This is a genomic window from Flavobacterium sp. TS_SC_5 (assembly GCF_056156265.1).
Genome location: NZ_CM149588.1, coordinates 238556 through 264533, shown reverse-complemented (window position 1 = coordinate 264533; position 25978 = coordinate 238556). Strand labels below are relative to the sequence as shown.

At 35.5% G+C, this 25978-nt stretch carries 19 protein-coding genes and 1 pseudogene; 16 read left to right on the top strand and 4 right to left on the bottom strand.

Features of this window, described 5'->3' with window-relative positions; all coding sequences use genetic code 11:
* Positions 1-299 precede the first annotated feature (299 nt).
* The 4 genes and pseudogenes from AC0J6S_RS01160 (at position 300) to hemL (ending at position 5367) form a co-directional block, all read left to right on the top strand.
* Positions 300-2156, top strand: a complete 1857-nt coding sequence (locus AC0J6S_RS01160; RefSeq protein ID WP_474955064.1) for a T9SS type A sorting domain-containing protein — start codon at positions 300-302, stop codon at positions 2154-2156.
* Positions 2157-2246: 90 nt separating this feature from the next.
* Positions 2247-3144: pseudogene (locus AC0J6S_RS01155) on the top strand (1-aminocyclopropane-1-carboxylate deaminase/D-cysteine desulfhydrase).
* Positions 3137-4048 (top strand): glucosaminidase domain-containing protein, encoded by a 912-nt coding sequence (locus tag AC0J6S_RS01150; RefSeq protein WP_474955063.1) that lies wholly within the window; start codon positions 3137-3139, stop codon positions 4046-4048. The pseudogene AC0J6S_RS01155 and the gene AC0J6S_RS01150 overlap by 8 nt, the downstream one beginning before the upstream one ends.
* 32 nt (positions 4049-4080) lie before the next feature.
* A complete protein-coding gene (gene hemL / locus AC0J6S_RS01145) occupies positions 4081-5367 on the top strand; it encodes a glutamate-1-semialdehyde 2,1-aminomutase (RefSeq protein WP_474955062.1) in 1287 nt (428 codons plus the stop codon).
* Positions 5368-5431: 64 nt separating this feature from the next.
* Here hemL and AC0J6S_RS01140 read toward each other — a convergent pair whose 3' ends face one another.
* Positions 5432-5896, bottom strand: coding sequence for a hypothetical protein (locus tag AC0J6S_RS01140; RefSeq protein ID WP_474955061.1), 465 nt, complete (start codon positions 5894-5896; stop codon positions 5432-5434).
* 234 nt (positions 5897-6130) lie between these two features.
* On the opposite strand from AC0J6S_RS01140, the gene AC0J6S_RS01135 reads away from it, so the two are divergent.
* The 7 genes from AC0J6S_RS01135 to AC0J6S_RS01105 all read left to right on the top strand — a co-directional run bounded on the left by AC0J6S_RS01135 (position 6131) and on the right by AC0J6S_RS01105 (position 14283).
* Positions 6131-7945: a hypothetical protein gene (locus tag AC0J6S_RS01135; protein WP_474955060.1), complete on the top strand. Its 1815-nt coding sequence runs from the start codon at positions 6131-6133 to the stop codon at positions 7943-7945.
* Between the two features lie 130 nt (positions 7946-8075).
* Entirely contained in the window at positions 8076-8417 is a 342-nt protein-coding gene (locus AC0J6S_RS01130; protein WP_474955059.1) for a hypothetical protein, read from the top strand.
* A gap of 135 nt (positions 8418-8552) precedes the next feature.
* Entirely contained in the window at positions 8553-9335 is a 783-nt protein-coding gene (locus tag AC0J6S_RS01125; RefSeq protein ID WP_474955058.1) for an MbnP family protein, read from the top strand.
* Positions 9336-9396: 61 nt separating this feature from the next.
* Positions 9397-10437, top strand: coding sequence for a cytochrome-c peroxidase (locus AC0J6S_RS01120; protein WP_474955057.1), 1041 nt, complete (start codon positions 9397-9399; stop codon positions 10435-10437).
* Positions 10438-10596: 159 nt separating this feature from the next.
* Entirely contained in the window at positions 10597-11556 is a 960-nt protein-coding gene (locus AC0J6S_RS01115) for a transporter family protein (RefSeq protein WP_474955056.1), read from the top strand.
* Between the two features lie 166 nt (positions 11557-11722).
* Positions 11723-12568 (top strand): glycerophosphodiester phosphodiesterase family protein, encoded by an 846-nt coding sequence (locus AC0J6S_RS01110; RefSeq protein ID WP_474955055.1) that lies wholly within the window; start codon positions 11723-11725, stop codon positions 12566-12568.
* 191 nt (positions 12569-12759) lie between these two features.
* Positions 12760-14283: a DUF4394 domain-containing protein gene (locus tag AC0J6S_RS01105; protein WP_474955054.1), complete on the top strand. Its 1524-nt coding sequence runs from the start codon at positions 12760-12762 to the stop codon at positions 14281-14283.
* Positions 14284-14393: 110 nt separating this feature from the next.
* Here AC0J6S_RS01105 and AC0J6S_RS01100 read toward each other — a convergent pair whose 3' ends face one another.
* Positions 14394-14909, bottom strand: coding sequence for a hypothetical protein (locus AC0J6S_RS01100; RefSeq protein WP_474955053.1), 516 nt, complete (start codon positions 14907-14909; stop codon positions 14394-14396).
* Between the two features lie 190 nt (positions 14910-15099).
* Complete coding sequence (gene lysS / locus AC0J6S_RS01095; RefSeq protein WP_474955052.1) at positions 15100-16809, bottom strand: lysine--tRNA ligase; 1710 nt, start codon at positions 16807-16809, stop codon at positions 15100-15102.
* 204 nt (positions 16810-17013) lie between these two features.
* On the opposite strand from lysS, the gene AC0J6S_RS01090 reads away from it, so the two are divergent.
* Positions 17014-17745, top strand: a complete 732-nt coding sequence (locus tag AC0J6S_RS01090) for a hypothetical protein (RefSeq protein WP_474955051.1) — start codon at positions 17014-17016, stop codon at positions 17743-17745.
* 81 nt (positions 17746-17826) lie between these two features.
* Positions 17827-18531, top strand: a complete 705-nt coding sequence (gene lipB / locus AC0J6S_RS01085; RefSeq protein WP_474955050.1) for a lipoyl(octanoyl) transferase LipB — start codon at positions 17827-17829, stop codon at positions 18529-18531.
* Between the two features lie 57 nt (positions 18532-18588).
* On the opposite strand, the gene AC0J6S_RS01080 is transcribed toward lipB, so the two are convergent.
* Positions 18589-19248 carry a ribonuclease HII gene (locus AC0J6S_RS01080; RefSeq protein WP_474955049.1) on the bottom strand — a complete coding sequence of 220 codons (660 nt, stop codon included), beginning with the start codon at positions 19246-19248 and terminating at the stop codon, positions 18589-18591.
* Positions 19249-19446: 198 nt separating this feature from the next.
* On the opposite strand from AC0J6S_RS01080, the gene AC0J6S_RS01075 reads away from it, so the two are divergent.
* The 3 genes from AC0J6S_RS01075 to AC0J6S_RS01065 all read left to right on the top strand — a co-directional run bounded on the left by AC0J6S_RS01075 (position 19447) and on the right by AC0J6S_RS01065 (position 25917).
* The gene (locus tag AC0J6S_RS01075) at positions 19447-22494 is read left to right on the top strand and encodes a SusC/RagA family TonB-linked outer membrane protein (protein WP_474955048.1); all 3048 of its coding nucleotides are present in this window, start codon (positions 19447-19449) and stop codon (positions 22492-22494) included.
* Positions 22495-22505: 11 nt separating this feature from the next.
* Positions 22506-23939 carry a RagB/SusD family nutrient uptake outer membrane protein gene (locus AC0J6S_RS01070; RefSeq protein WP_474955047.1) on the top strand — a complete coding sequence of 478 codons (1434 nt, stop codon included), beginning with the start codon at positions 22506-22508 and terminating at the stop codon, positions 23937-23939.
* 337 nt (positions 23940-24276) lie between these two features.
* On the top strand, positions 24277-25917 hold the full coding sequence (locus tag AC0J6S_RS01065; protein ID WP_474955046.1) for a S8 family serine peptidase: 1641 nt from the start codon (positions 24277-24279) through the stop codon (positions 25915-25917).
* The last annotated feature ends 61 nt before the right edge of the window (positions 25918-25978 follow it).

Sequence of the window (25978 nt, the reverse complement as noted above, 5' to 3'; positions counted from 1 at the left end):
TGTTGTTTAATTACGTAAGAAAATATACGTTTTAAATATAAAAAAATGTATTTAAACGATTATTTATACTTTTTATCGGTAATTTTGAGGTTTGCTAATGTGTTTTTTTTGTAAATTTAACAGATAAAAGCCATTATTCAATTGGTGTCATTGAAAAACGGGAATATAAAAGGCTTAAAAACTAAAAATATTTGCGTCTAATAGATTCATAGCAAGTTCTTTAAATGCTTTATGATAATTGGAAAAACATAGGATTAATAAATAAATATTGCTTACAAATTAATTTAAATCAACAGCTTATGAACTCAAAAATACTTAAAAAAACACTGCTAGTTGTGACTGGTTTTTTAATTCAGAGCAATGTAAATGCACAAATGTATGTAAGTCCAAACACTTACGTTTTTGCCAGTAATGAAGTTGTTTTTATAAAACAACAATTAGAGTTAAATGCGGCAACCAGCAATTTTTATCTAAGGGAAAATGCGCAGTTGTTGCAGGGTTCAAATTCTCCAGGGGTAAATAGTGGATTGGGTAGCTTATCTGTTTTCCAAGAAGGAACCACTAATAATTTTCAATACAATTATTGGTGTTCCCCAGTTGGCGGGAATATAGCTGCCGCAGGAAATTCACCCTTTGGAATTACCCAGCTTAAGGATATTGTGACTTTAACATCTAGTGTTAATTCAACTCCTTTAGGAATGAATAATTATAATGGAACCGCAACTCCATTTGCTATAGCGCCCTATTGGATCAATAAATTAGTAACTTCTAGTACTTATTCGAGTTGGATTTCAGTGGGTACAGCATCTAACATAAATGCAGGAGAAGGTTTTACCATGAAAGGAACTTCCGGAACTAATACGACAACAGTAAATGGCGTTATGAATAATCCAGGGAGTAAGCAACGATATGATTTTAGAGGGAAACCAAATGACGGAACGATTGCAATCAACGTTCTTAATCTTCAATATACATTAACGGGCAACCCATATCCATCTGCAATAGATTTGAAATTATTCTTATTAGGCGCCTCAAATACAACTGGTATTGCCTATTTCTGGGAACATGATAAAACTGCGAATTCGCATTATATTGATAATTTCAGAGGAGGATATGGCGCGTATTCCCCACTTGGAGGCGCTACTAATGGTGCCATTGGAAACATGGGGGTCTACACACCGGCAACATTTTATTCGTACGATGGTAATGGGAATGAAGTCACTAATTTAGGTAGTTCAGGAAATGTTTTTGAAAGACGATTTTGTCCTGTTGGACAAGGGTTCATGTTAGATGGCACTGCTGACGGAATAGTAGAAATGAAAAACAGCTATCGCGTGTTTGTAAAAGAGGATGTTCTAAATTTTTCTCAATTTGAAAGAAGCAGCAGTTCAAACAAAACTAAAAACACCAATGAATTTTTGCCGGCAATTCAATCATTGTCCGGATATGATTATACCATGGTCAACACAAAGCCCGCTCCGCAAATTAGATTAAACGCATTATTAAACGATCAAGGGATTCGTCAGTTGGTTTTGGCGCTGGTGCCTGATGCAACAGATGGTGTAGATCATGCTATGGATGCTATGTTAGCTGGAGATAACGCAGGGGTAGACGCCTATTTTTCATTAAATGAATCTGAATATGTTATTGATGCTAGACCATTTAATGTAGAGACAAAAATTCCTATTGGTTTTAAAAATACGAGCCAAGCCAATTATAAAATAACGGTACAAGAAATTTTGAATTTCACAGAAGCTGATAATATCTATTTGCATGATAAGAATACGGACCTTTATCACGATATAAAAAATGATTTTTATGACTTAACGCTACCTGGAGGTGTTAATAATACACAGTTTGAATTAACTTTCAAAAACAATAATACTTTAGGGACAGAAGATTTAGGGACAGAAGATTTTGTTGTTTTTCAGAATAATAATGCGAAAAATTTAACGATTAACAATCCTTTTCAATTAGATATTGCTACTTGTAATTTGTATGATATTGTTGGGAAGTTAATTTTTAGTAAAAAAGATTTAGGCATGGATGCTACTTATAATTTTTCCACATCCGGTTTAAGTGATGGAATTTATATTGTTAAAATTGCAACAGAGGATAAAATAGAACTTGGGAAAAAGATTATAATTAAAAATTAATTTTTGATTTTGGTACAAATAATAGAAATGCAATCTCTAGAGGTTGCATTTTTAGTATATATAAATTTACTTTGTAAAAAATAAAATAGTTTGAATCAAAAGGTACTCACATTATTTCCGAACTCTATTTCAGTGCAAATCAAAAGGGAAGATTTGATCCATCCTTTTGTTTCTGGAAATAAGTTTAGAAAGTTGAAGTATAATTTGCTTCAGGCGAAAGAAGAAAATCAGGTAACATTACTTGACTTTTGGAGGTGCTTTTTCTAATCATATTGCAGCAGTGGCTTTTGCCGGAAAAGAAAAAGGATTCAAAACCATAGGGATTATCCGCGGAGATGAATTGGCAGGTAAAGCTGCTAAGAATCCGACGTTATTATTTGCTCAAGATTGTGGTATGCAACTGGAATTTATTTCAAGAGAAGAATACCGATTGAAAAGTGAAGTGTCTTTTATCGAAAATTTAAAACAAAAATTCGGCAGTTTTTATTTGATTCCAGAAGGCGGGACAAATGATTTAGCCATCAAGGGATGTCAGGAGATTCTGGGTGCGGAAGATGCTGAATTTGATTATATTTGTTGTTCAATAGGAACTGGTGGAACGATTTCAGGAATCATCAATAGTGTTTTGCCACACCAAAAAGTTTTAGGATTTCCTGCTTTAAAAGGTGATTTTTTAAAAGAGGAAATTCGTAATTTTGCCCAAAATGATAATTGGGAGCTAGTAACAGACTATCATTTTGGTGGATACGGAAAAGTAAATGAAGCATTAATCCAGTTTATTAATCAGTTTTATACCGAAAATCAAATTCCTTTAGATCCTATTTATACGGGAAAGATGGTTTTTGGCGTTATAGACTTGATTCAAAATAATTATTTTCCTGCCGGATCAAAAATTTTACTAATTCATACAGGTGGAATTCAAGGAATTCAGGGAATGAATATGAAATTAAAAAACAAACAATTACCAACAATAGATATCCATGTTTAAAAAAATCCTACTAATTTTTACAGTACTGACTTTGATAGGATGCAATTCCACAAAGCCGGTTATTGCAACAACCAAAAAAGCACCTTTAAAATCAAAATCAGAAGTCGTTAGGACCGTTAAAAAAACGAATCAAATAAGCAGGAACAGCACAAAACCCATCCTTTCCAAACCCACAAGACCAGAACAAAAAAAGAGTGAAACGGAAACAATTGTTTCTACTTCAAAAACAGTAGTCACTAATGATATTGTTAGATTTTACATTTCTCAATATAAAGATGTTGCCATGGGAAACATGAAAAGTTATGGGATTCCTGCAAGTATTATTTTAGCTCAGGGGATTTTAGAATCAGGTGCTGGAAGAGGCGATTTAGCAATAAGTGCCAATAACCATTTTGGAATAAAATGTCATGTGGGATGGACAGGAGAAAGCGTTAAGCACGATGACGATTCTGATCAGGAATGCTTTAGGAAGTATGATAACCCTTCAGAATCATTCAAAGATCACGCGTTATTTTTGACTGGAAGAAGCAGGTATGCCAAGCTTTTTGGTTTTTCCAAAGATGATTACAAAGCTTGGGCAAGAGGATTAAGAGCTGCAGGTTATGCCACAGATCCTAAGTATCCAGATAAATTGATTTCATACATTGAGCGCTATCATTTGGATCAATATGACAGTCAGGTGTTAGATATTAATTATGTTTCGAATGAAAAACAGCTAGTGGAGGAATTGTCACTAGAAACCAGAACTATAGCCAGTAATGGCCTGACCTCCTATGTTGTTCAAAAAGGAGATACATTATATTCCATTTCGAAAAAATTCGAGTTAAAGGTGGAAGATTTAAAACAAAAGAATAATCTTTCGGATAATGCGCTTTCTATTGGACAGAGATTAATGGTAAAATAATTGAAAAAATAACTATAATTCATAATTCATAAATGTTATATCAAAGAAGTAGTCAGCTTTTTGCTGAGGCAGAAAAAGTAATTCCAGGAGGCGTGAATTCGCCGGTAAGAGCATTTAAAGCAGTGGGCGGAACGCCAATTTTTGTAAAGAGCGCTAAAGGTGCTTATTTGTACGATGAAGATGGAAACCGTTTGATAGACTATATCAATTCTTGGGGACCCATGATTTTAGGACACGCTTACGAACCGGTTGTACAAGCCGTGATAGAGAAAGCAAAGTTGGGAACCTCGTTTGGAATGCCAACAGAATTGGAAACGCAAATCGCAGCTTTAGCAGTAGCGATGGTTCCAAATATCGATAAAATCAGATTTGTAAACTCGGGTACCGAAGCATGTATGAGCGCTGTAAGACTGGCTCGCGGATTTACCAAAAAAGATAAAATAATAAAATTCGCAGGTTGTTATCACGGTCATTCGGATTCGTTTTTAATTCAGGCCGGAAGTGGAGCAATTACTTTTGGTTCACCAAACAGTCCTGGAGTTACTGCAGGAACGGCCAAAGATACTTTGCTGGCACGATACAATGATTTAGAAAATGTAGCCACTTTAATCGAAGCAAATAAAAATGAAATCGCTGCCATCATCGTAGAGCCTGTTGCGGGGAATATGGGCTGTATTCCGCCTAATAAAGGCTTTTTAGAAGGCTTACGCCAATTGTGTACCGATAATGATATTCTATTAATCTTTGATGAGGTTATGACAGGATTCAGGTTAGCTGCAGGTGGAGTTCAAGAATTACTAAATGTAAATGCTGATATTGTTTGTTTTGGGAAAGTAATTGGTGGAGGATTACCTGTTGGTGCTTTTGCCGCTCGCGAAGAAATTATGAATTATTTGGCCCCGTTAGGTCCCGTTTATCAGGCAGGAACATTGTCAGGGAATCCATTGGCAATGGCCGCAGGATTAGCCATGTTACAAGCTTTAGATAGTGATCGTGCTATTTTTCAAAGATTAGCAGATAAAACAGCGTATTTGGCTGCAGGAATTGATAAAGTATTGAAAGCAAATAATGTTACATTTACAATCAATACTATTGGCTCAATGATTTCGGTTCATTTTGATGCAGCCCCGGTTGTTGATTTTAAAACCGCTGCAAATGGCGATAACGAAACGTTCAAGAAATTCTTCCACGGATTGTTGCAGGAAGGAATTTATATCGCGCCCTCGGCTTATGAAACGTGGTTTATTACCGATGCCTTAACCTATGAAGATTTAGATTTTACCATTCGAGCGGTAGACAAAATATCGAAAACATTTTAAATAAAAAAAGCCCCAAATTCGAGGCTTTTTTATGAACTAAGATGAAATAGTTTAAGTAAATGGATTATTTTTTATCACCCATTTGTGCTGCTTTTCTGCCGTTATGATGCGCCATTCTTTGATTCATTCGGTGGTGGTTTTTCCCTTTCATGTCTTCCCATTTTTTGTATTGGTCAGCTGAAAGAATTTTTTTCATTCTTTCTTTCATTACAATTTGCTCATCTAACATTTGATTTTTTTTAGCAAAACGTTCATCAGCGGTAAGTTGTTTTTTAGCCGAATCTTTGTTTGCTTTTCTCTCTGCCATTCGGGCCTCTCTTTTGGTACTTTGTTCAGCAATAACTTTACTCATTTCTTTTTGCTGAGAAGCATTCAAATCTAATTCTAAAGTCATCTTTTTCAAATGCAGCTGATTTCTTTGCTCAGAAGTCATTTGTTCCATTTTGGCTCTTTCCGGTCTTGCTCTTCTTTGTTGTGCAAAGCTTGTCAATCCGACAACTAATAATGCGGCGATAAATAATTTTTTCATTTTGTATTTTTTTAAGTTTTATAGATATAAGACAAGAATAGGTTTGAAAAGTTTAATCGTTAACAAAAGTTTATCGTTTTGGTTTTACGATTAAAGGTAAAGTTGAAGTTATTTTTTTTTCTATCAAAAGGTACAAAATAAGTGCAGTTTATAGATGTGAAAGCATGATATTTATCAGTTTTTATACGGTTTTGTTTCTCGATTTTTGTGGTTTATTTATTTAAATCATTTAACATGACAACACCCAAAACACTTCATACGTTTCATATTCCGGTTATGGGACTTGCTTACACAATTGATAGTCCGATACGAGTGGCAAAGTATGGAATTTCGTCCGTGATTTCAATTATGGATGATGAACTTATTGAAAAAATGAATGCTTTTTACAGCAAGAAATTTGATTTGCCGTATCAGGGAATTACCCAAAAAATACATGATTATCGCGCAGAACGCATTACTTCTTATCTGAATTTGGTAGACAAAATCGTTAAGGAAAAATTTGAAAACTTTAAGACGGAATTATCCGAAAGCAAATCAGCTTTGGAAAATTACATCGCGATGCTACCCAACAAATCAGAAATTAAAGCAGGCCTGCAAAACTTGATGGAAGACGGTTTCGCTTTCAAAGAAAACATCAAAAATTATCTGGAGAAAAATCTTTATCCGGGCGATATTGATGTCAATATTATGACCAAATTAGATAAGGATAATTTCATCAAAGAGGAACAATTACCCATTATTTTTAATGACGCACATGCCGCGCTTCGTGGGTTTGTGAACAGTACATTAGAATCTTCAGTAGTTTTATCGGCTGGGATGAATCCAAGATTATACAGCTATTTTGAAAGTTTTTCGGCCTTCTTTCCAGATGCGAATAATGCATTGAAAAAGAAAATCACTCTGAAAGTAAGCGACTTTCGTTCGGCGATGATTCAGGGGAATTTTTTGGCTAAAAAAGGACTTTGGGTTTCTGAATATCGAATCGAATCCGGACTGAATTGCGGTGGACACGCTTTTGCAACCGAGGGCTATTTATTAGGACCGATTCTAGAAGAATTCAAACAGAAAAAAGAGCAATTAATTCAATCCGCTCATGAGTTGATGGTAAAAGCATTGGGACTGAAAGAAATGCATGTTCCAGAACAGCCTTTGGATTTAAAAATTACGGTTCAAGGTGGCGTAGGAACTGCTGAAGAACACGATTTTCTATTGGATCATTATGAAGTGGATTCCGTGGGTTGGGGTTCGCCTTTTTTATTGGTTCCTGAAGCCACATCGGTAGATGAGCACACCAGAGATTTATTGGCTGGAGCCAAAGAAGATGATCTTTATTTAAGTCATATTTCGCCGTTGGGAATTCCTTTTAATACGCTGCGAGGAACGACGAATGAAAAATTCAAATTGAAGCGAATCGAGGAAAGCAAAGCGGGAAGTTCATGTCCAAAACGATTTTTGGCGCTAAGCAAAGAATATGATGTCAAAGGAATTTGTACATCTTCCAAAAAATTTCAAGATTTAAAACTGGAAGAATTACTGCTTCAAAAAGATATTTTAACTGCTGAAATTTTCGAAAAAAAGAAAAACAGTATTACGGAGAAAGCCTGTCTTTGTGTGGGTTTAGCCAATGCTTCGTATCTTGAAAATGACATTAAGATAAAAGGGCAGGCGCAAGGGGTAATCATTTGTCCAGGACCTAATATGGCGTATTTTGATCAAGAGGTTTCGCTGTCTAAAATGGTGCAGCATATTTATGGAAACGCATCAGTATTGACGGTTACTGATCGACCAAATCTATTTGTGAAGGAGTTACAAATATATTTGGATTATCTGAAAAATGAAATTTCAGCGGTTACTGAAGAAATCACTTTGGGACAAATTAAAAAATGGAATTCATTCAAAAATAATTTACTCTCAGGAATCGGATATTATGAAGATTTATTTGCAGCAAATCCTTTTTTCGAAAGCACTAAAAAAGAGATTTTCCGTCAATTTGATTGCTGTAAAATGGAATTAAACGAGATTGAAATCCCCGAATTAAAATTGGCGTAAAGCATTCAAGTATTTGGTTTTGAATAGAGTGATTTTATTTATGATTATTCTATTCAAAACTATTTTTTATCAAACAATCATTTAGTAATTTTGCACGGTGAAAAAAATCATATTCATAATTGTATTAATCATGCTTGTAAAGCCAGTTCTTCCGGTCTTAGAGTATGTCGTGAATTATGAATACATTTCAAAAGTACTTTGTATCAATAAGGACAAACCGAAAATGCAATGTAACGGAAAATGTCATTTGATGAAAGAATTAGCCAAAGCTTCTGAGGCTGAAAAGCCACTTTCTTCCGATAAAAAAGGAAATGCTCCTATACTTGATGTGATCATTTTTGAGGAAATCAAATCTTTCGAAATTGCAACAGTTTTTTTTGATACTAAAGAAAAAATAAACCCATACTATTCTAATTTATACTTTCATTTGAATAGTGCTTCTGTTTTTCACCCACCCACTTTTATTTCTTAAATTTTTAAGCATGTAGTATGCTTGATTTCTTCTGTTCTATACAACAGATGAAAATTTGTTTGCTTTTTTTGGAAATAATAACCCAAAAATAGCATGCGAAACAGTACTTATATTCAAAATAAAAAACTTTAAGAAATGAAATTTCAATTAAAAAATATACTAGCTGTAATGGCTATCTCATTCACCTTGTTTTCTTGCTCTAATGACGATGATAATGAAATGATTACCGGAAACGGAAATCTAAAATTAGAATTTGACAACGTGTACAAATCGGCTAATTTTGCTTTCAATACGAACTACACCAATTCGAATGCTGAGGTTGTAGCGGTTTCAAAAGTGAAGTATATTGTGAGTAATATTGTCTTGTCAAAAGAGGATGGAACTACCTTTACTTACCCAAAAAGTCAAAGCTATTTTATTGTAGATGAAGCTACACCTGCAACATTGGTTTTGAATCTTTCAAACATTCCTGCCGGAAATTACACTAAAGTAAAATACGGAATTGGAGTCGATAAAACGCAGTGGGAAGCAGGAGCAACCGGTCAAGGAGATTTCTTGGCAACAGCCCAAACCGCTGAAATGATGTGGTCTTGGAATGCAGGTTATAAGTTTGTGGCTTTCGAAGGTACTTTTACAGCTCCTACGGTTACAACGGCAAAAGAATTTAAAGTGCATACCGGACAAACAGGAACCGATTATAATTATGCTGAAGTTACTTTGAGTTTTCCTGAAAATGCTTTGGTACGAACTACAATTACACCTCAGGTACACATCATGACTGACTTGTCTCAGGTTATAGATGGAACTAATAAAATCAATCTTACGGAAGCGGCAACCGTTATGGGTGGCGCTAAACTGGCTTTGGTTACTACTAACGTTTCTTCTATGTTCAAAATTGATCACGTTCACAACGATTAATTTTTTAATCAAAAAGCGGTTGGAAATTAAATCTCCGACCGCTTTTTTAAAAAAATATAAAATGAAAGCAAAATATATCATGTTGCTCATTTTTCCGTTGCTGTGGTCTTGTTCTGCTGATGAAAGCGAAGACTATCAGGACGTTCCTCTGAACTTTCAAGTTCCGGCAAATTTTCCGCCTTTGGCATACAATCTGGCGAATAATCCACCTACCGAAAAAGGATTTGAACTGGGAAAAAAACTTTTCTATGACGGCCGATTGGCTTCGGATGGGATTGTTTCCTGCGGATTTTGTCACATTCAGGAAGATGCATTTACGCATCACGGCCATACTTTGAGTCACGGAGTTGATGACGCTATTGGAACCCGAAACACGCCACCAATCCAGAATTTAGCCTATCAAACCACTTTTATGTATGATGGAGCAACATCACATTTGGATTTGCAACCTATCATTCCGTTCACAAGTCCTATAGAAATGAATGGCGATTTTGCTAAGGCTGTTGCCATGATGAAAGGCGATCCAGTGTATCAGAAATTATTCAAAGTTGCTTTTACGGATGGACAAATCAATTCCGAAAATATGCTTAAGGCCTTGGGACAATTTATGGTTATGGTGACGTCCTCAAATTCCCGTTTCGATAAGTACCGCCGCAATGAATCTGGCGGAACGCTCACGCAAGACGAGAGGGACGGTTATGCCATTTTTAACCAAAAATGTTCCAGTTGTCACGCTACCGATTTGTTTACGGACAATTCTTTTAGAAACAACGGCTTGCCAATTGATCCCGCGTACAATGATATTGGGCGTTTTCGCGTCACGGAGTTGCCTCAGGATAAGTACAAATTCAAAGTGCCAAGTCTAAGAAACATAGAAAAAACAGCACCTTACATGCATGATGGACGCTTATTTACATTAGAAGCTGTTATGGATCATTACAATTCCGGTGTAGTCAATTCAGCAACTTTAGATCCCATTTTGAATAAAAACGGATCACTCGGAATCCCTTTAACAGCGACAGAAAAATCAAAAATTATTGCTTTTCTAAAAACATTGACAGACACGCAATACCTAACAGACAAACGCTTTTCTGAATATTAATTTTAGAAGCTATTTCCTGCTGTACACTGCAAGTCCTCGCTATAAAAGCCGTTTTTCTAAGTCCTGAAAAGAGCTTCCTTTGGTCGCTTTTTCTGGACAAGAAAAACAAGCTTTTTCCGCTCCGGGCTTTCCGTTTCCATCAGGGCTAAAACAACAAACATGAAAAAATACACATTGCTTTTAGTACTTCTTTTTCAATTGGCAAACGCCGCCGAAAAAGACAGTTTAAATACCGTAAATCAATTTACAAAATACTATTCCTTCCTTGAAGAAGAGGATTTCTGCGATGCCTGCGGTTGCTCCGCCAGTGGCGGAAGCATGGGATTCGCCTCGATGTTGAACTCTAATTTCGTTGGGATTCGATATTTCAATCAACAATACAAATCTACTGATGGCTTGTACAGCAATTCGCCTTGGTACAAAGAAAATTTCAACACCGTTCAGGTTTGGGGCCGAATCCCGGTTAGCGAAAAGGTTCAGGTTTCAGCATTATTGCCGTATCATTTTCATGAAAGAGAAACCGCAACTGGCAATAAAAGCATCAATGGGATTGGCGATATTACTGTTTTGGCAATGTATCGTTTGTATCAAACCCATAAAGACAGTACGTTTTTGGTACATACATTACAATTGGGAGGTGGGATAAAAGCGCCGACCGGAAAATTTAATGAGGCAAATTCCGGTAGTATAAATCCAAGTTTTCAAGTAGGAACAGGAAGTTGGGATTATCTTTTGGCAACTGAATATGTGGTTAAAAGAAAACAATTTGGTTTAAACTCGATGCTGAATTATGTTATAAAAACGGAAAATCAAAAGAGTTATCGTTTTGGGAATCAGTTGAATTATGCAGGCACCTTTTTCTATTTGTACGAGAAAAATAGTTTTTCTATTGTTCCACAACTGGGTTTTGCTGGTGAAGTTTATGAAAGTAATTACCAGTACAATCAAAAATTAAGAAATACAAACGGAGATATTCTTTTCGGGAAATTTGGTTTTGAGGTTGGTAAAGACAGACTTTCTTTTGGAGCTAATGCCATGTTACCCATCAATCAAAATCTTACCGGCGGCAATGTAGAAGCGAATTACAGATGGAGTGTAAATTTGAATTATAGTTTGTAGTTGTCGAGCCTCTTTTAAGTTGGAGATGCTATTTGATACCATTCCAAATCCTTACTTTTACAGTCCAATTAAAAAAAAGAATATGTTTCAAAATAAGAATTTTTGTTTTTCGTTTTGCTTCTTAATAATTAGCGCTCTTAGCTTTGCACAGGCAAAAGAATATGTTTTGCAATTTAAAACACCATCAGAATTGCATCGTTTTTTAAAATATTCGAACAAAAGTATCCCCTTGATTAGTGCGCATAGAGGTGGTCCAATGACTGGATTTCCAGAAAATTGTATAGCAACATTTGCAAATTCTATTCGATACAATCCTACAATTATAGAAACGGATATTGCGCTGAGTAAAGATTCTGTCTTGGTTATGATGCATGATAACAAGCTGGATAGAACCACGACGGGTGCGGGTAAGATAGAAAACTACACTTATAAAGAACTGCAACAATTATTTCTGGAGGATAACGAAGGCAACCAAACCCTTTATAAAATAGAAACTTTAGATCAGGTTTTACAATGGGGAAAAGGCAAAGTAATTTATAACCTTGACGTTAAAAAAGATGTTCCCATGAAAATGATTGTTGATGCAGTGCGCAGGAATAAGGCGGAAGCCTACTCAGTTATTATAACATACAACGCAACTCAAGCCGCCGAAGTAGCGCAACTGGCTCCGGATTTAATGATTTCGGTTTCGGCGAGAGGAAAAGAAGATGTGGAGCGTATGGAAAATCTTGGTGTCAAAGTGGATAAAATGATCGCATTTGTGGGTACGGCAGAACCAAAGGCAGAAGTGTATCAGTATTTACACAGCCGCGGAATAGCTTGTATTTTGGGTACTATGGGCAATTTAGATAAAAGTGCTGCTGCAAATGGAGATGCTTTGTATTACAAATTAATTGAAAATGGCGCAACTATTTTGTCGTCTGATCGGCCTGTTCAAGCAGGAAAACAAGTAGCAAAATTCAGTGCTGACAAAAAGCTAAAATCAAGGCATATTAAAATTTTAAAGCGATAATACGAAATATAGTTTTTATTAAATTCTCTAATATTTTCTTGAATTGTCTGAAGCCTTTTCTGCCGGAAAATTTCAAGGTGTTTTTTACTTTTACAAACGTTTCAATTTAGTTGTTTTTAAGTTTTTTTTAGAATTTTAAAACCGTAACGAAATATTCTTCGTACATGGTTATAGAACTAAATAAATAAACAATGAAAAGCAAACAACAAAATTTAGGATTTGCGTCTATAATTGGACTAGCACTGTTATCTTTTACTGCAATTTCATGCAATGATGATGATAACAATGAAATGATGATAGCTGTTGCGGCACCTGACGTTAATTTTACTGCATTAGCCAGTAATAATACCATTCTTACATTCAATGCACGAAATTTAGGAACTCCAAATTCAACCACTCCTATTGTTGGTTTACCTACATCAGAGAGTATTGTAAGTATTGATTATAGACCCGCAACAGGACAGTTATATGCAGTAGGATCGTCTAGTCGTTTGTATTTTATAAATGAGAAAAGTGGAGTTGCAACAGCATTAGGTGCTGGATCTTTTTCTCCTGTTGTTGCCGGAGCTAACGCTTCATTGGATTTTAATCCAACAGTAGACAGAATTCGTTTGGTAACAGAATCTGGTCAGAATTTAAGATTGCACCCAGAATTAGGAACTGTTGTAGCCACTGATGGAGTTATTAATGGTGGTACAAATCCTAAAATAGGTGCAGTAGCGTATACAAATAGTATGGCTGGTGCAACAGCAACGATGTTGTATGATATAGATTTCGAACAAGATAAATTGTATATGCAAACACCGCCAAATGATGGTGGACTTCAACTTGTGGGTGACTTAGGTGTGAACTTTCAAGGTGTAGGGGACATGGATATTCTAGCGGATAATTCAACTGCTCTTGCTATAACAAATAATACTAGTGTATCCACTTTATATACAATTGATTTAGCAACAGGAAAAGCTGTTGATGTTGGGAAATTCACTGCTCCAGTGATAAGCATAGCATTCAAAACTAACCCAATTGCATATGCAACAACTTCCGGAAATATGTTGGTTCGTTTCAATCCTACAAGCGGGAGTAATAATTCTGTTGCATTAACTGGTTTAGCTGCAAATGAAAGTATTGTCGGTTTAGATTTTAGACCTGCAAACGGAGGTTTATATGCTATTTCAAATCAAAGCAGATTGTTTTCTGTGAGTACAGCTAGTGGAGCATTAACAGCAATTGGGTCTCCTTTGTTAACGGCATTGTCAGGTACTTCTTTTGGTTTTGATTTTAATCCAACAGTAGATAGAATCAGGTTGGTTAGTAATACAGGTCAAAATTTACGTTTACACCCAGACTTAGGAACAGTAGTGTCAGTAGATGGTAATTTAAATCCTGGAACACCATTTGTGAATGGAGCTGGTTACACCAATAATATTGCTGGAGCTACAACAACTACTTTATTTGTAATTGATTCCCAAACAGATATGATGTATCGTCAAGATCCACCAAACAACGGGACATTAGTTGCTATTGGAGGCTTAGGAGTAAATGTTGATGCTGATAGCGGATTTGATATCGGTGGAAACAGTGCTGCTGCATTTGCTTTGTTGAAAGTAAATAATGTTACATCAGTGTACAGTATTAACTTGACAACTGGCGCAGCTACTAAAGTTTCCGATATAAATATTCAAGCTACAGCTATGGCTGTTGGTTTAGGATTCTAAAACTAAAATATTCTTTAAAAAAAGTCGGCTCTTTGATTAGAGCCGACTTTTTTTGTTTGAGATAAGAAATAATAATCATTGATGATTATTTTTATTTCAAGCTGACTATTTTAAAAATGCAAAGCAAAACCAATATTTAACTGCAAGCTATTATCATAATACTGTTTATGAGTAGCTATGTTGTATCGAATTCCAGGCTCGATACTTACATTTTTTCCTAAAAATACCGCATAACCAATTTGCGCACCTAGGTAGGTTGGATTAGCATCTGCTTCACCAAAACCAACTCCATTATAAGAAAGCTCGATAGGAATCATTGTTTTCAAATAGTATTTAGCTCCTATTTTATAAGCAATCGGTTCTCCATTTCCATCTATTTCACCGTAGCCTAATCCTAATTTAAGCGCCAGATTATCTTTGATAAAATAACCTCCTTCAGCTCCAATGTTGTAGGAAGTGATCCCGTCTGAAGAACTAAAATGCATTGCGGTAGTTCCTACGTTTCTACCAAAGCCAGTATTGGCTTCAATAAGCCATTTTCCTTTTGATACTTGGCCTTCTTTGGCTTGACCATTGGCAAAGGCAAAAGCAAATAAGGCTAAGATCGATACAGTAATTTTTTTCATATTGATTTGTTTTTTGTTCATCCAAAAATAGTTTTAAAATTGATTAACGTATGAATTTTATGACTTATTTAACCTTATGGATTATTGGTACAAGTTTTTATTCTTAAGAAAGTACTCGAAATGGAAAATAAAAATAAAAAAAAGGAACTCCATTACGAAGTTCCTTTTTAATATTCTGATATAAAATAAATTATTCTTTCAGTCTACACGCTTTAGTATCGCCATTCACGACAACTTCAGTCAATCCTAAAGAAGATAAGTTTTTCATGGCTTTGTCCCATTTTTTACCACTCAATCCAGAATTAATTTTAAGTAGACCAAATTCCATTTGGTTATTGTTAGTTTGCAATAACACAACAATCAATTTCTCGTCATCTTCCAATTCAATTTTAACTTGTTTTTTCTCAGGTCGCATTTGAGGGAACAACAATACTTCTTGTATGGAGGAATTATTGGTCAGGAACATCATCAAACGGTCCATTCCAATTCCTAATCCAGATGTTGGCGGCATTCCGTATTCTAAGGCTCGTAAGAAATCCTCATCGATAATTCCTGTTGCTTCATCATCTCCTTTTTCAGCCAATCGCATTTGCTCTTCAAAACGCTCTCTTTGATCAATTGGGTCATTCAATTCAGAGTACGCATTTGCCACTTCTTTTCCACAAACCATTAATTCAAAACGCTCTGTCAATTCTGGATTGTCACGGTGTTGTTTACATAACGGAGACATTTCTTTTGGATAATCCGTGATAAATGTTGGCTGAATATAATTCCCTTCGCATTTAGCGCCGAAAATTTCATCAATCAATTTCCCTTTACCCATAGTTTTATCCACGTCAATTCCCATGCCTCTTGCAGCATCAAATAACTCTGTTTCATTTTTTCCTGAAATATCAAAACCAGTAAAATGCTTAATAGAATCTGTCATTGTAACTCTTGCATACGGAGCTTTGAAGTTCACAGTGTGTTCTCCAAAAGTCGCTTCGCTGGTCCCGTTTACACCAATGGCGCAATGTTCCAACAAGTTTTCGGTGAATTTCATCATCCAGTTGTAGTCTTTGTAGGCCACATATATTTCCATGGCAGTAAATTCTGGGTTATGTGTACGATCCATTCCTTCGTTACGGAAATTTTTCGAAAACTCATATACGCCATCAAAACCACCAACAATCAATCTTTTTAAGTACAACTCATTCGCAATACGCATGTATAATGGCATATCTAGCGAGTTGTGGTGCGTGATAAAAGGTCTTGCCGCAGCACCACCGGGAATTGGTTGTAAAACAGGCGTTTCTACCTCAAGATACCCTTTGTCATTAAAGAAAGAACGCATCGCATTGAACAATTTTGTTCTCTTAATAAACGTTTCTTTCACATGATCGTTCACGGTTAAATCCACGTAACGACGACGGTATCTTTGTTCAGGATCAGCAAAAGCATCATGCGTTTTACCATCGGAATCCGTTTTTACTACAGGTAGCGGCTTCAGGGCTTTTGCAAGCACCGTCAAACCATAAACATGAACTGAAATTTCACCTACTTGCGTTTTGAAAACTGTTCCGCGAATCCCAATAAAATCGCCAATATCCAATAGTTTTTTGAAAACCACGTTGTACATGGTTTTTTCCTCATCAGTCGAAATATCATCCCTGGAAACATACACCTGAATGCGACCTTCAGCATCTTTCAATTCCGCAAAACTAGCCTTTCCCATGATGCGTTTCCCCATCAAACGACCGGCTAAAACAACTTCCTTTCCCTCGTACTTTTCGAAATCGGCTAGGATTTCGCTGGAATAAGCGGTTGTAATAAATTCGGCTGCCGGATAAGGCTCAATGCCTAAATTGCGTAATTCGGTAAGTGCTTCTCTGCGTAATATTTCTTGTTCGGATAATGCCATTGTAAGCTGTTTTAAGAGCGCAAAGATACTATATAAGTAGCAAAGTAGCAAAGTGCTAAAGGTTTTTTGGAGCTATTTCCAGCTTTCCGTTGCAATCTTTTTATTTTTAAAGAAAAAATAAAAAGGATTTTTACTTTAATCTGGGCTATTAATTGTAGTTATTATTTTACATTTGGTAAAAATAACGATTCAAAATCATAAAAATTGAAAAATAAAATTTACACTTTTTTGCTTTTAGGGCTACTCGCTACAAGCTGTCAAGTCACAGAAACCATACATATAAACGAAGATGGAACTGGAAAAATTGAAATTAATGAGTTGCGAGACGAGCATAGTTATATGCAATTGATGGGAGAAAACTACTCCAAAGAAGAAGTTTTTAGAGATACTACTTATGTTTTTCAGGATTTTATAACGAAATATTCCGAAACCTTTTCCAGATTACCAGCACTTGAAAAAGCCATTTTTCAAAAATTTGGTACTGTAAAAGTACATATCAAGAAAAGTACATTCGAGAAAGAATTCCACACAACTATCACTCAAAATTTTACTAAAATAGAGCAAGTTGCTGATTTGTATAAAACCGAAGAATATGCGGATGATATTGTAAATAATTATGCATTGGTTGCCGAAGAACATTATTACAGTGTCAGCTTTACTTTTGACGGAAGTGTTTTCAAAAGGATAGTGAAAATTACGGATCCGATAGAATTAAAGAAACAGCAGGATAAGATTGAAGGATATAAAACGCAGGTTTCTAAATTCAAAATCACACAGCCTTTTGTTCTAAAATATCATTTCCCAAAGAAAATAAAGTCTGTATCAAATCCGAATGCAAAAATTAGTGAAGACAATAAATCACTGGAATTGCAATTTCTGATAGTGGATTGTTTGGTGAATCCGGAGAGCACTAATCTGGAAGTTGTCTTAGAGTGATTCATTCGATGCTTTTCTACTCATTAAGTTTTCTTAAAAACTTTGTACCTTTGCCGCTCTTAACCGTTGCATCTTTCATGAATGAATAAAACCATCCAACTTCAAGATTTAGGAACTAAAGATTACAAGGAAACTTGGGAATACCAAGAAGAATTGTTCAAAGGAATCGTCGATTTAAAAATTCGAAATCGCAGAGAAGAACTTGAACTCGCCACTCCAAATTATTTTCTTTTTGTAGAGCATCCACACGTTTATACTTTAGGAAAAAGTGGTGATTTGAGTAATTTACTGTTATCTGAAAAACAATTAGCAGCCAAAGGAGCAACTTTTTATAAAATCAATCGCGGCGGTGATATTACGTATCACGGACCTGGACAAATTGTGGGCTATCCAATTATTGATTTGGAAAATTTTTTTACTGATATTCATAAGTATTTGCGTTTTCTGGAAGAAGCTATAATTCTTACCCTTCAGGAATATGGAATAGCTTGCGGAAGAAGCGAAGGTGAAACCGGAGTTTGGTTGGGTGCAGGGACTCCCTTTGCCAGAAAAATTTGTGCCATGGGAGTGCGCGCTTCCCGTTGGGTAACCATGCACGGATTTGCTTTAAATGTAAATGCTGATTTGGGTTATTTTGACAATATTATTCCGTGTGGGATTCGCGGGAAAGCAGTAACTTCTTTAAACGTCGAACTTGGCGTAGAAAAAGTTAATGAAGAAGAAGTCAAAGAAAAAATACTGAAACATTTTTCCCATTTATTCGAATGTTCGATTATTAGACAATGAGATTTTTAGACTTCTAAGGTTCTTCGTGAAATATAAAGATCTAAGAAGTCAAAAGATCTAAATTTCCAACTTTAATTGTTCCGGCAATAATCTAAAAGTCATTCGGTGGTATTTTGTAACGCCGTAGATCCGGATTGCTTCCCTGTGTTCTTTGGTGGGATAGCCTTTATTTTGTTTCCAATTGTACATTGGGAATTCCTCATGAATAGTATTCATATATTCATCCCGATATGTTTTTGCTAACACGGAAGCAGCGGCAATACTCATGAATTTTGAATCTCCTTTTACAATACTGGTATTTGGAATTGAATTTAGGATTTCAATTTCCGCATCGGTAAAAATTTTCCCTCCACGGTTTTTTATTCCACCTTTGGGTATGAATGGGCTATTTCCGTCTACTATAATATGTAGTGGTCTTGGATCTAATTTTAAAACACTTTCCTGCATTGCTTTTATGGAGGCATTCAGAATGTTTATTTCGTCAATAACTAAAGGTTCCAGGTGGGTTACTGCAAATGAAATGCATTCTTGTTCTATAATAGGTTTTAATTTTTCTCTCGCTTTTTCTGACAATTGCTTGCTGTCATTCAGTAATTCATTCTGAAAATTTTCAGGTAATAGTACAGCGGCAGCAGTAACCGGTCCTGCCAGACAACCACGACCGGCTTCATCCGTTCCGGTTTCTAAATTTGGCGTTAAAAAGAAAGGGCTTAACATTAAATTAATTTTGGCAAAAATATAGCTTTATAGAGCATTATTAGCGCATAATAAAGAGTAATTATCAAAAAAAAATGTGGTAATCTGTTATTTGGAGAAGAAACTTTAACAAATGTTAACTTCTTTGTTTGTAAAATAAATTTGTTTCTTTAAGAAATTATTATGATTTTTGTCAAATAACTAATTCAATAAATTAATATGAGATCAAAGTACAAATGGATTATCACGCTATTCTTGGCGTTATCAATGCAGTTATCGTTTGCTCAAGAGAAAACGGTATCTGGTGTAGTGTCTGATGCGACAGGGCCTTTGCCTGGTGTAAATGTTTTGGTGAAGGGCACCAGAATAGGAGTTCAGACTAATTTTGATGGAAAATATTCTATCAAAGCAAAAACAGGAGATGTTTTAGTTTTTTCTTTTGTGGGAATGACAGATGCTTCCAAAACGGTTGGAGCATCAAACACATTAAATGTCTTGTTGATGGACGGAGTAAGTTTGAATGAAGTTGTTGTTCAAACTAATTTAGGGTATTATTCAAAAGATTCAAGAAAATTATCTTCCTCAGTGTCGACAATTTCTGCAGATGAAATTGCTAAGCAATCCCCTGCATTAACTATTCAAAACGCATTGCAAGGTCAAGCGGCGGGTGTACAAGTTACTGCAGCGAATGGAAAGCCAGGTGCTGCTGCTTTTGTTACTGTTCGTGGAGCTGTTAGTATCACAGGAGGTACGGCTGAGGCTATTTATGTAGTTGATGGTGCTTTTGTAAGTGGTACAGAAGCTTCTGCTTTAAGTTCAAATGATATCGAATCTGTTTCGGTACTTAAAGATGGAGCATCTGCTGCAATTTATGGTGTACGTGGTGGGAATGGAGTTGTAGTAATTACAACTAAAAAAGGTAAAAATGCAAAAGGTAAATTTCAATTCAATAATTCACTTGGATTTACACAAAAAATTGCTGACCCGTTTGATATGATGAACGCTGACGAGAAAATTCGTTATGAAGCCTTGATTGGCGCAGGTTCGACGACGGCATCCACGGTAACTCCAGAGAGGTTAGATTTGTTGCGTTCTTATGATCACAACTGGCAAGATGACTTGTTAAGAAAAGGATTTGTGCAAAACAATAATTTCTCTTACTCAGGTGGTAATGATCAATTTACTAATTTTATGTCTATTGGTTATACTGAAGATACTGGTATTATCGACAAGCTTAAAGGTTTTAATAGAATCACTGGTAGGTATAATAGTGAATACAAAGCAAATGATAGAGTAAAGTTTGGTTTTAATGTTGGTGGATCTTATGAGAAATTTAATGATTCAAGAGATCGTAACAATGCACAAAGCCCAATTAGAGCTATGTACGATTACAATCCTTACGAACCTTTTTTTGCCAGAGATGCTAGTGGTAATGTTGTAAACGATGTTTTAGGTAATCCAGTTTACAATACAAGTTTACTTGCAGGTTTTCCAATTCAAGAGGCTATTGTTAATAATACAGAGCAACGTCGTTTCTTTAGATTATATGGTCGTCCATATGTAGAATTAGGAATAGTGAAAGATTTGACGTTCAAAACTCAAATGAACATGAACTATGAAAGATATCAGAGAGAGACTTTCACAAAACCATTTTCGTTTTTGGATTTAATTGTTGGAGATCCTACTGCTAGAGGTCAAAAGACTGATAACGGGTGGGATTCATTAGAGTATCAGTTGACAAACAGTTTGAATTACAAATATAGTATCAATGGTAAGCATAACTTTGAATCTACTGTATTGTACGAATATTTCAAATCAAACTTTAGATCTCATTCCTTAACTAGAAAAGGATATGTAAATGGTGATTTACCTACTGCAGGTACAGCAGTAGTTGGGGTTCCTTTCACTGCAAGAACTGAAAATGCAACTGTTTCCGTTTTTGGTAACATCGATTACGATTTTGATGGTAAATATTTAGTGTCTTTATACGGACGTCGTGATGGTTCATCAGTTTTAGGAAGTAACAATAAATATGAGTTTGCAAAAGGAGCATCTGTTGGATGGAATGTTACTAGCGAAGCTTTTATGAGCGATGTTAAATGGTTGAATAATTTGAAGTTAAGAGCATCTTATGGAGAGTTAAATTCAACTAATGGAATTGGTAATTACACTGCTCAAAGTCTTTTTAGCACTTCGCAATATGGTGGAAACATCGGAACAGTTTTGACAGGAAGTACAGTTGGAAACAACAACTTAAAGTTTGAAAAAGCAGAGAAATACGAAGTAGGTATTGAAGCTGCAGTTTTGAATAACTGGTTAACTTTCTCTGGGTCGGTATTTAAAGATAGAAGAAATGACTTTATTTATAGTGATAACACTACTGTTGGTACAGGGTTTTCTACACTTATTAACGCTGGTGACTGGACTTCAAAAGGTGCTGAAATTGAGTTGAAAGCTTTTGCAATTAAAAATGAAAATACAACTTTGTCTTTTTATGTTAATGCTGCTGCTTTTGACAGAGAAATTAATGAGCTAAACCGCCCTGGAGATCCAAATAATCAGCTTTCAAGAGGTTTAACATGGAATAAAGTGGGTCGTTCACCTGATGATTTCTTCCTTGTGCCTTACGCAGGAGTAAATCCTACTAATGGTCGTGCAATGTATACTAAATTAGATGGTACTGTTACAGATGTGTATAGTGCTGGTGATAGAGTGTTTACCGGTAAAACTCCTTATGCAAAGTATGAAGGTGGTTTTGGTATGCAATTTGCGTATAAAGGATTTGATATCTCTACTGATTTTGTATTCAAACAAGGAAACTATACTTATAACTACATGTGGCAAAATATGACTGCAGATGGTGCTGCGCCAAATAGAAATCAGGCTGTTGCTGCATTTGATTATTGGACTACAACTAATACTACTGCTTCGTTACCTGCTCCAAGACAATTGTCAGGGATTAACTCTAATCTAGAATCAGATCGTTTCCTAGAGGATGCAAGTTATATTAGATTTAGAAATCTTAATGTTGGGTATAAATTTACTAAGAAAGCTTTTACTAATTTACCTGTAGATGATGTTAGAATATACACTCAAATGCAAAACTTATTTACATGGAGTAAATTCAATGGAGATCCAGAGGTAGGAATTGGTAGTGCAGAGAATCAAACGGGAACACAAGCGAATCCTCTTATTCCTGGACAATTTGCATTGTATTCTTATCCTAATGTTCAAACATTCCTTTTTGGAGTATCAATTAATTTATAATTAAAATAATTATGAAAAAAATAATTTACATTGTTGCTTTATCTTTCGCATTAAATTCATGCGACGATGAAGATATCACATTCGCACCTTATAACGCAGTTAGTGAGTCAATTGTTTTGCGTAATGCGACTGACTTTGAGAACATGCTAACTGGAGCGTATTCTTATATGATAAAAAATGGCGGTGACGGAGGTTACGGTTCTGAATTTATCATCGACTCCGAAGTATTGACTGATAATCTAATTCTTAAAGTTGAAGGACGTCAGTCTAATGCTGGTGGTTTTAGATTGCAATCAGTGCCTAATAGCTCTCATTTTAATTACTTCATCAGCGCATACAGAGCTGCCGAAACAGCAACTAGAGTTATCGATAATATTAATGTTATCCCTCAGGATGCGGCTAGAGATAATATCGAAGGTCAAGCTCGTTTCATAAGAGCATTGAACAATTTTGATTTAGTTAGGATTTATTCTAAAATTCCTACTCAGGCGGCTGATGCTAATGCTTCTCTTGGAATGTATTATCTAGATGTAGTAGCTCCTTTTTCTAAACCATCAAGACCAACTGTTGAAGATAGTTATAAAAAAGTAGTTGATGATTTGCTTATTGCTGCAGATAAAATTGGTACGACTAATGCAATTGCCTCAGGAAAGGCTTCAAAGGCAGCAGTTTATGCTTTGTTGTCTCGTGTGTATCTTTATTTAGGAGATTTTCCAAAGGTTATCCAATATGGAAACCTTGCTATTGCAGGTAATACTGTTTGTCCTAGAGCTAGTTTTGTTAATCTTTGGAAAGATGCAAACGCGTCTGGTGTTTTATTCAAACTTAGAATTGATCAAGTAGATGGTGTAACTCCTGGTGTTGTTTACAATCAGACTGTTGCAAGTGGTGTTCGCTCTGAGTATGTTGTACCTAAGAGTTTCTCAGATTTGTTTCAAACAACAGATATTAGAAAATCTGCTTACATTCAGACAAGTGCTTATAATACCGTACCTTATAATCATGTTGTTAAATACCTTAGTCGTTTAACTGGTAATCCAGCTATTGTTGATATTAAAGTGCTTCGTATAGAAGAGGTTTATTTAAACATGGCAGAGGCTCAGTATAGAATCAATGGTGGAGGTTTAGCATTTCTTGATGCGGTAAGATCACAAAGATATGCTCCTTTTGTTTCAGGTAATGAAACTGGAGCTGCGTTACTAAATGCCATTTTACTTGAGAGAAGATTAGAGCTTGCTTTCGAAATGGATCGTTTCTTTACATTAAAAAGATTAGGTTTGGCAATGGAAAGAAATGCTGTTGAAGGTGACTACGCTAGTGGAGCTGGTACCAAAGTTGAAACTACAGCTTTGACAATACCTGCAGGTAACTTTAAATGGCAACTTCCTATTCCACAATCTCAAATAGATTTGAATAGTAATTTACAGCAAAATCCTGGATACTAATTAATAGCTTTAATATTAGAATTAACCTCCCTTTTTAACCATTTGGGAGGTTTTTTTTTAAAGTGTTTGTTTATATCTTAGGTTACTAAAGTTAATCTCTAATCTTTTACAAATGAAAAAAATTTTATTTTGCATACTGATTTTTCAATTTTCAACTGCGCAGAACTTGCAAGAACGAAATAAGATTACTCAGTCCTATGATACTGAAAAGATCAGTAATTTTGTTGATGAATTAGCTGAAGCGCAAAAGGAACAAAAAAAGAAAGTTCAAAATTATAAGCTTCAACACAGGTTATTAGATTCAGAAACGAATTCTCTTCAACGGATTTATGATGGAGTGCCTTTTTTTTACACGATTGAAAACGATGCTTCAGTTGCTACTATTCGTGCCAATTCATTGCAACCAAATGGTATTTTAGGTCTTAATTTGACTGGTAGTGGTATAACTGCTGGGGTTTGGGATGGAGGTAAAGTTCGTCATACTCATCAGGAATTGGCGGGCTCAAAGATCACTTTTGGTGATGGTGCAATTTCTCCCAGTGCCCATTCTACGCACGTAACCGGAACCATAGTGGGTATAGGAGTAGTACCTAGAGCCCGTGGGTTCGCATATGAAGCAAAAGCAAAAACATATTTTTGGGATAGTGATGTTGAGGAAATGGCAAGTTTTGGAGGTGAAGGTTATTTAGTATCAAATCATTCATACGGTTATGGTATTACTAATTCTTTTTCTAACGCCAGATTTGGTTACTATGACCAGACTTCTTCTGATTTTGATAAAATTTCAGAAGTGTTCCCGTATTATCAAATTGTGGTTGCTGCAGGTAATTCTAGAAATAGTACCCATTCACAAATAAATGCTAAAGGTGGTTTTGATATGCTTACTGGTAGTGCTGTATCTAAAAATACGATTGTCGTAGCGGCTGTTAATTCTGTTCTAAATTACACAGGTCCAGAGAGCGTGACAATGAGTTCGTTTAGTAATTATGGACCTACTGACGACGGAAGAATTAAGCCGGACATAAGCGCTAAAGGCGTTAGTGTGTACTCATGTAATGGACCAAATGATAATACCTATGAGATCTTAAGTGGTACGTCAATGGCAGCTCCAGCAATAACGGGCTTAATTGTATTGTTACAGCAGCATTATAATAATTTGAATGCCACTTTCATGAAAGCTGCAACAGCCCGTGGTTTGCTTTGCCATACAGCAGATGAAGCAGGATTTTCCAAAGGACCTGATTATGAATACGGTTGGGGTTTAGCAAATGGTGAAGAGGCTGCTAAAGTTATTAGTGCAAACGGGAAGACATCATTAGTTTTAGAAACGACCTTAACAGATCAGGTGGTTTTTTCGAAGCAGGTTTCAATTTCGTCACCAAGAGCATTAAATGTTTCGATAGCATGGACTGATCCAGTTAATTTAGGAGCTGTTATTACTCCTGTTGTTGAAGATAATAGGAATACTAATCTAGTGAATAATCTAGATCTTAAGATTATTGATGAAGCAGGTATTTTATACTATCCTTGGAAATTAGATCCTTCTTTGGTAAATAGCCCGGCAACTCAAGATTCTGATAATAATGTTGATAATATTGAAAAAGTATCAATTGTAAATGCTGCAGCAGGTAAGTATACTATTCAGGTCACTAATAAAGGTAGTTTATTGGCAGGGGTTCAAGACTTTACATTAATTGCTAGTGGTTTAGATAATTTGACTTTAAATAGTGTAGATTTCGAAAAAAATAATTTGATGAGAGTTTACCCTAATCCAGTACAAGAAAATTTATTTTTCGATTTACCAGATTCGTTTTCTCCATCAGATGTAATACTTTACGATATTTCAGGAAAATTAATTAGAAGCTTTAGATACGAAGGAAAGAATAATGTAAAGGTAGGAGACCTAAAATCAGGTGTCTATATTGTCAAGTTTGTTAGTAAAGATGAAATCCTTAACTATAAGTTTATTAAGAAATAGAAACTCTGGTATAATTGCAGTCTTTAAAAAACATCCACGTACGCTGGATGTTTTTTTATTT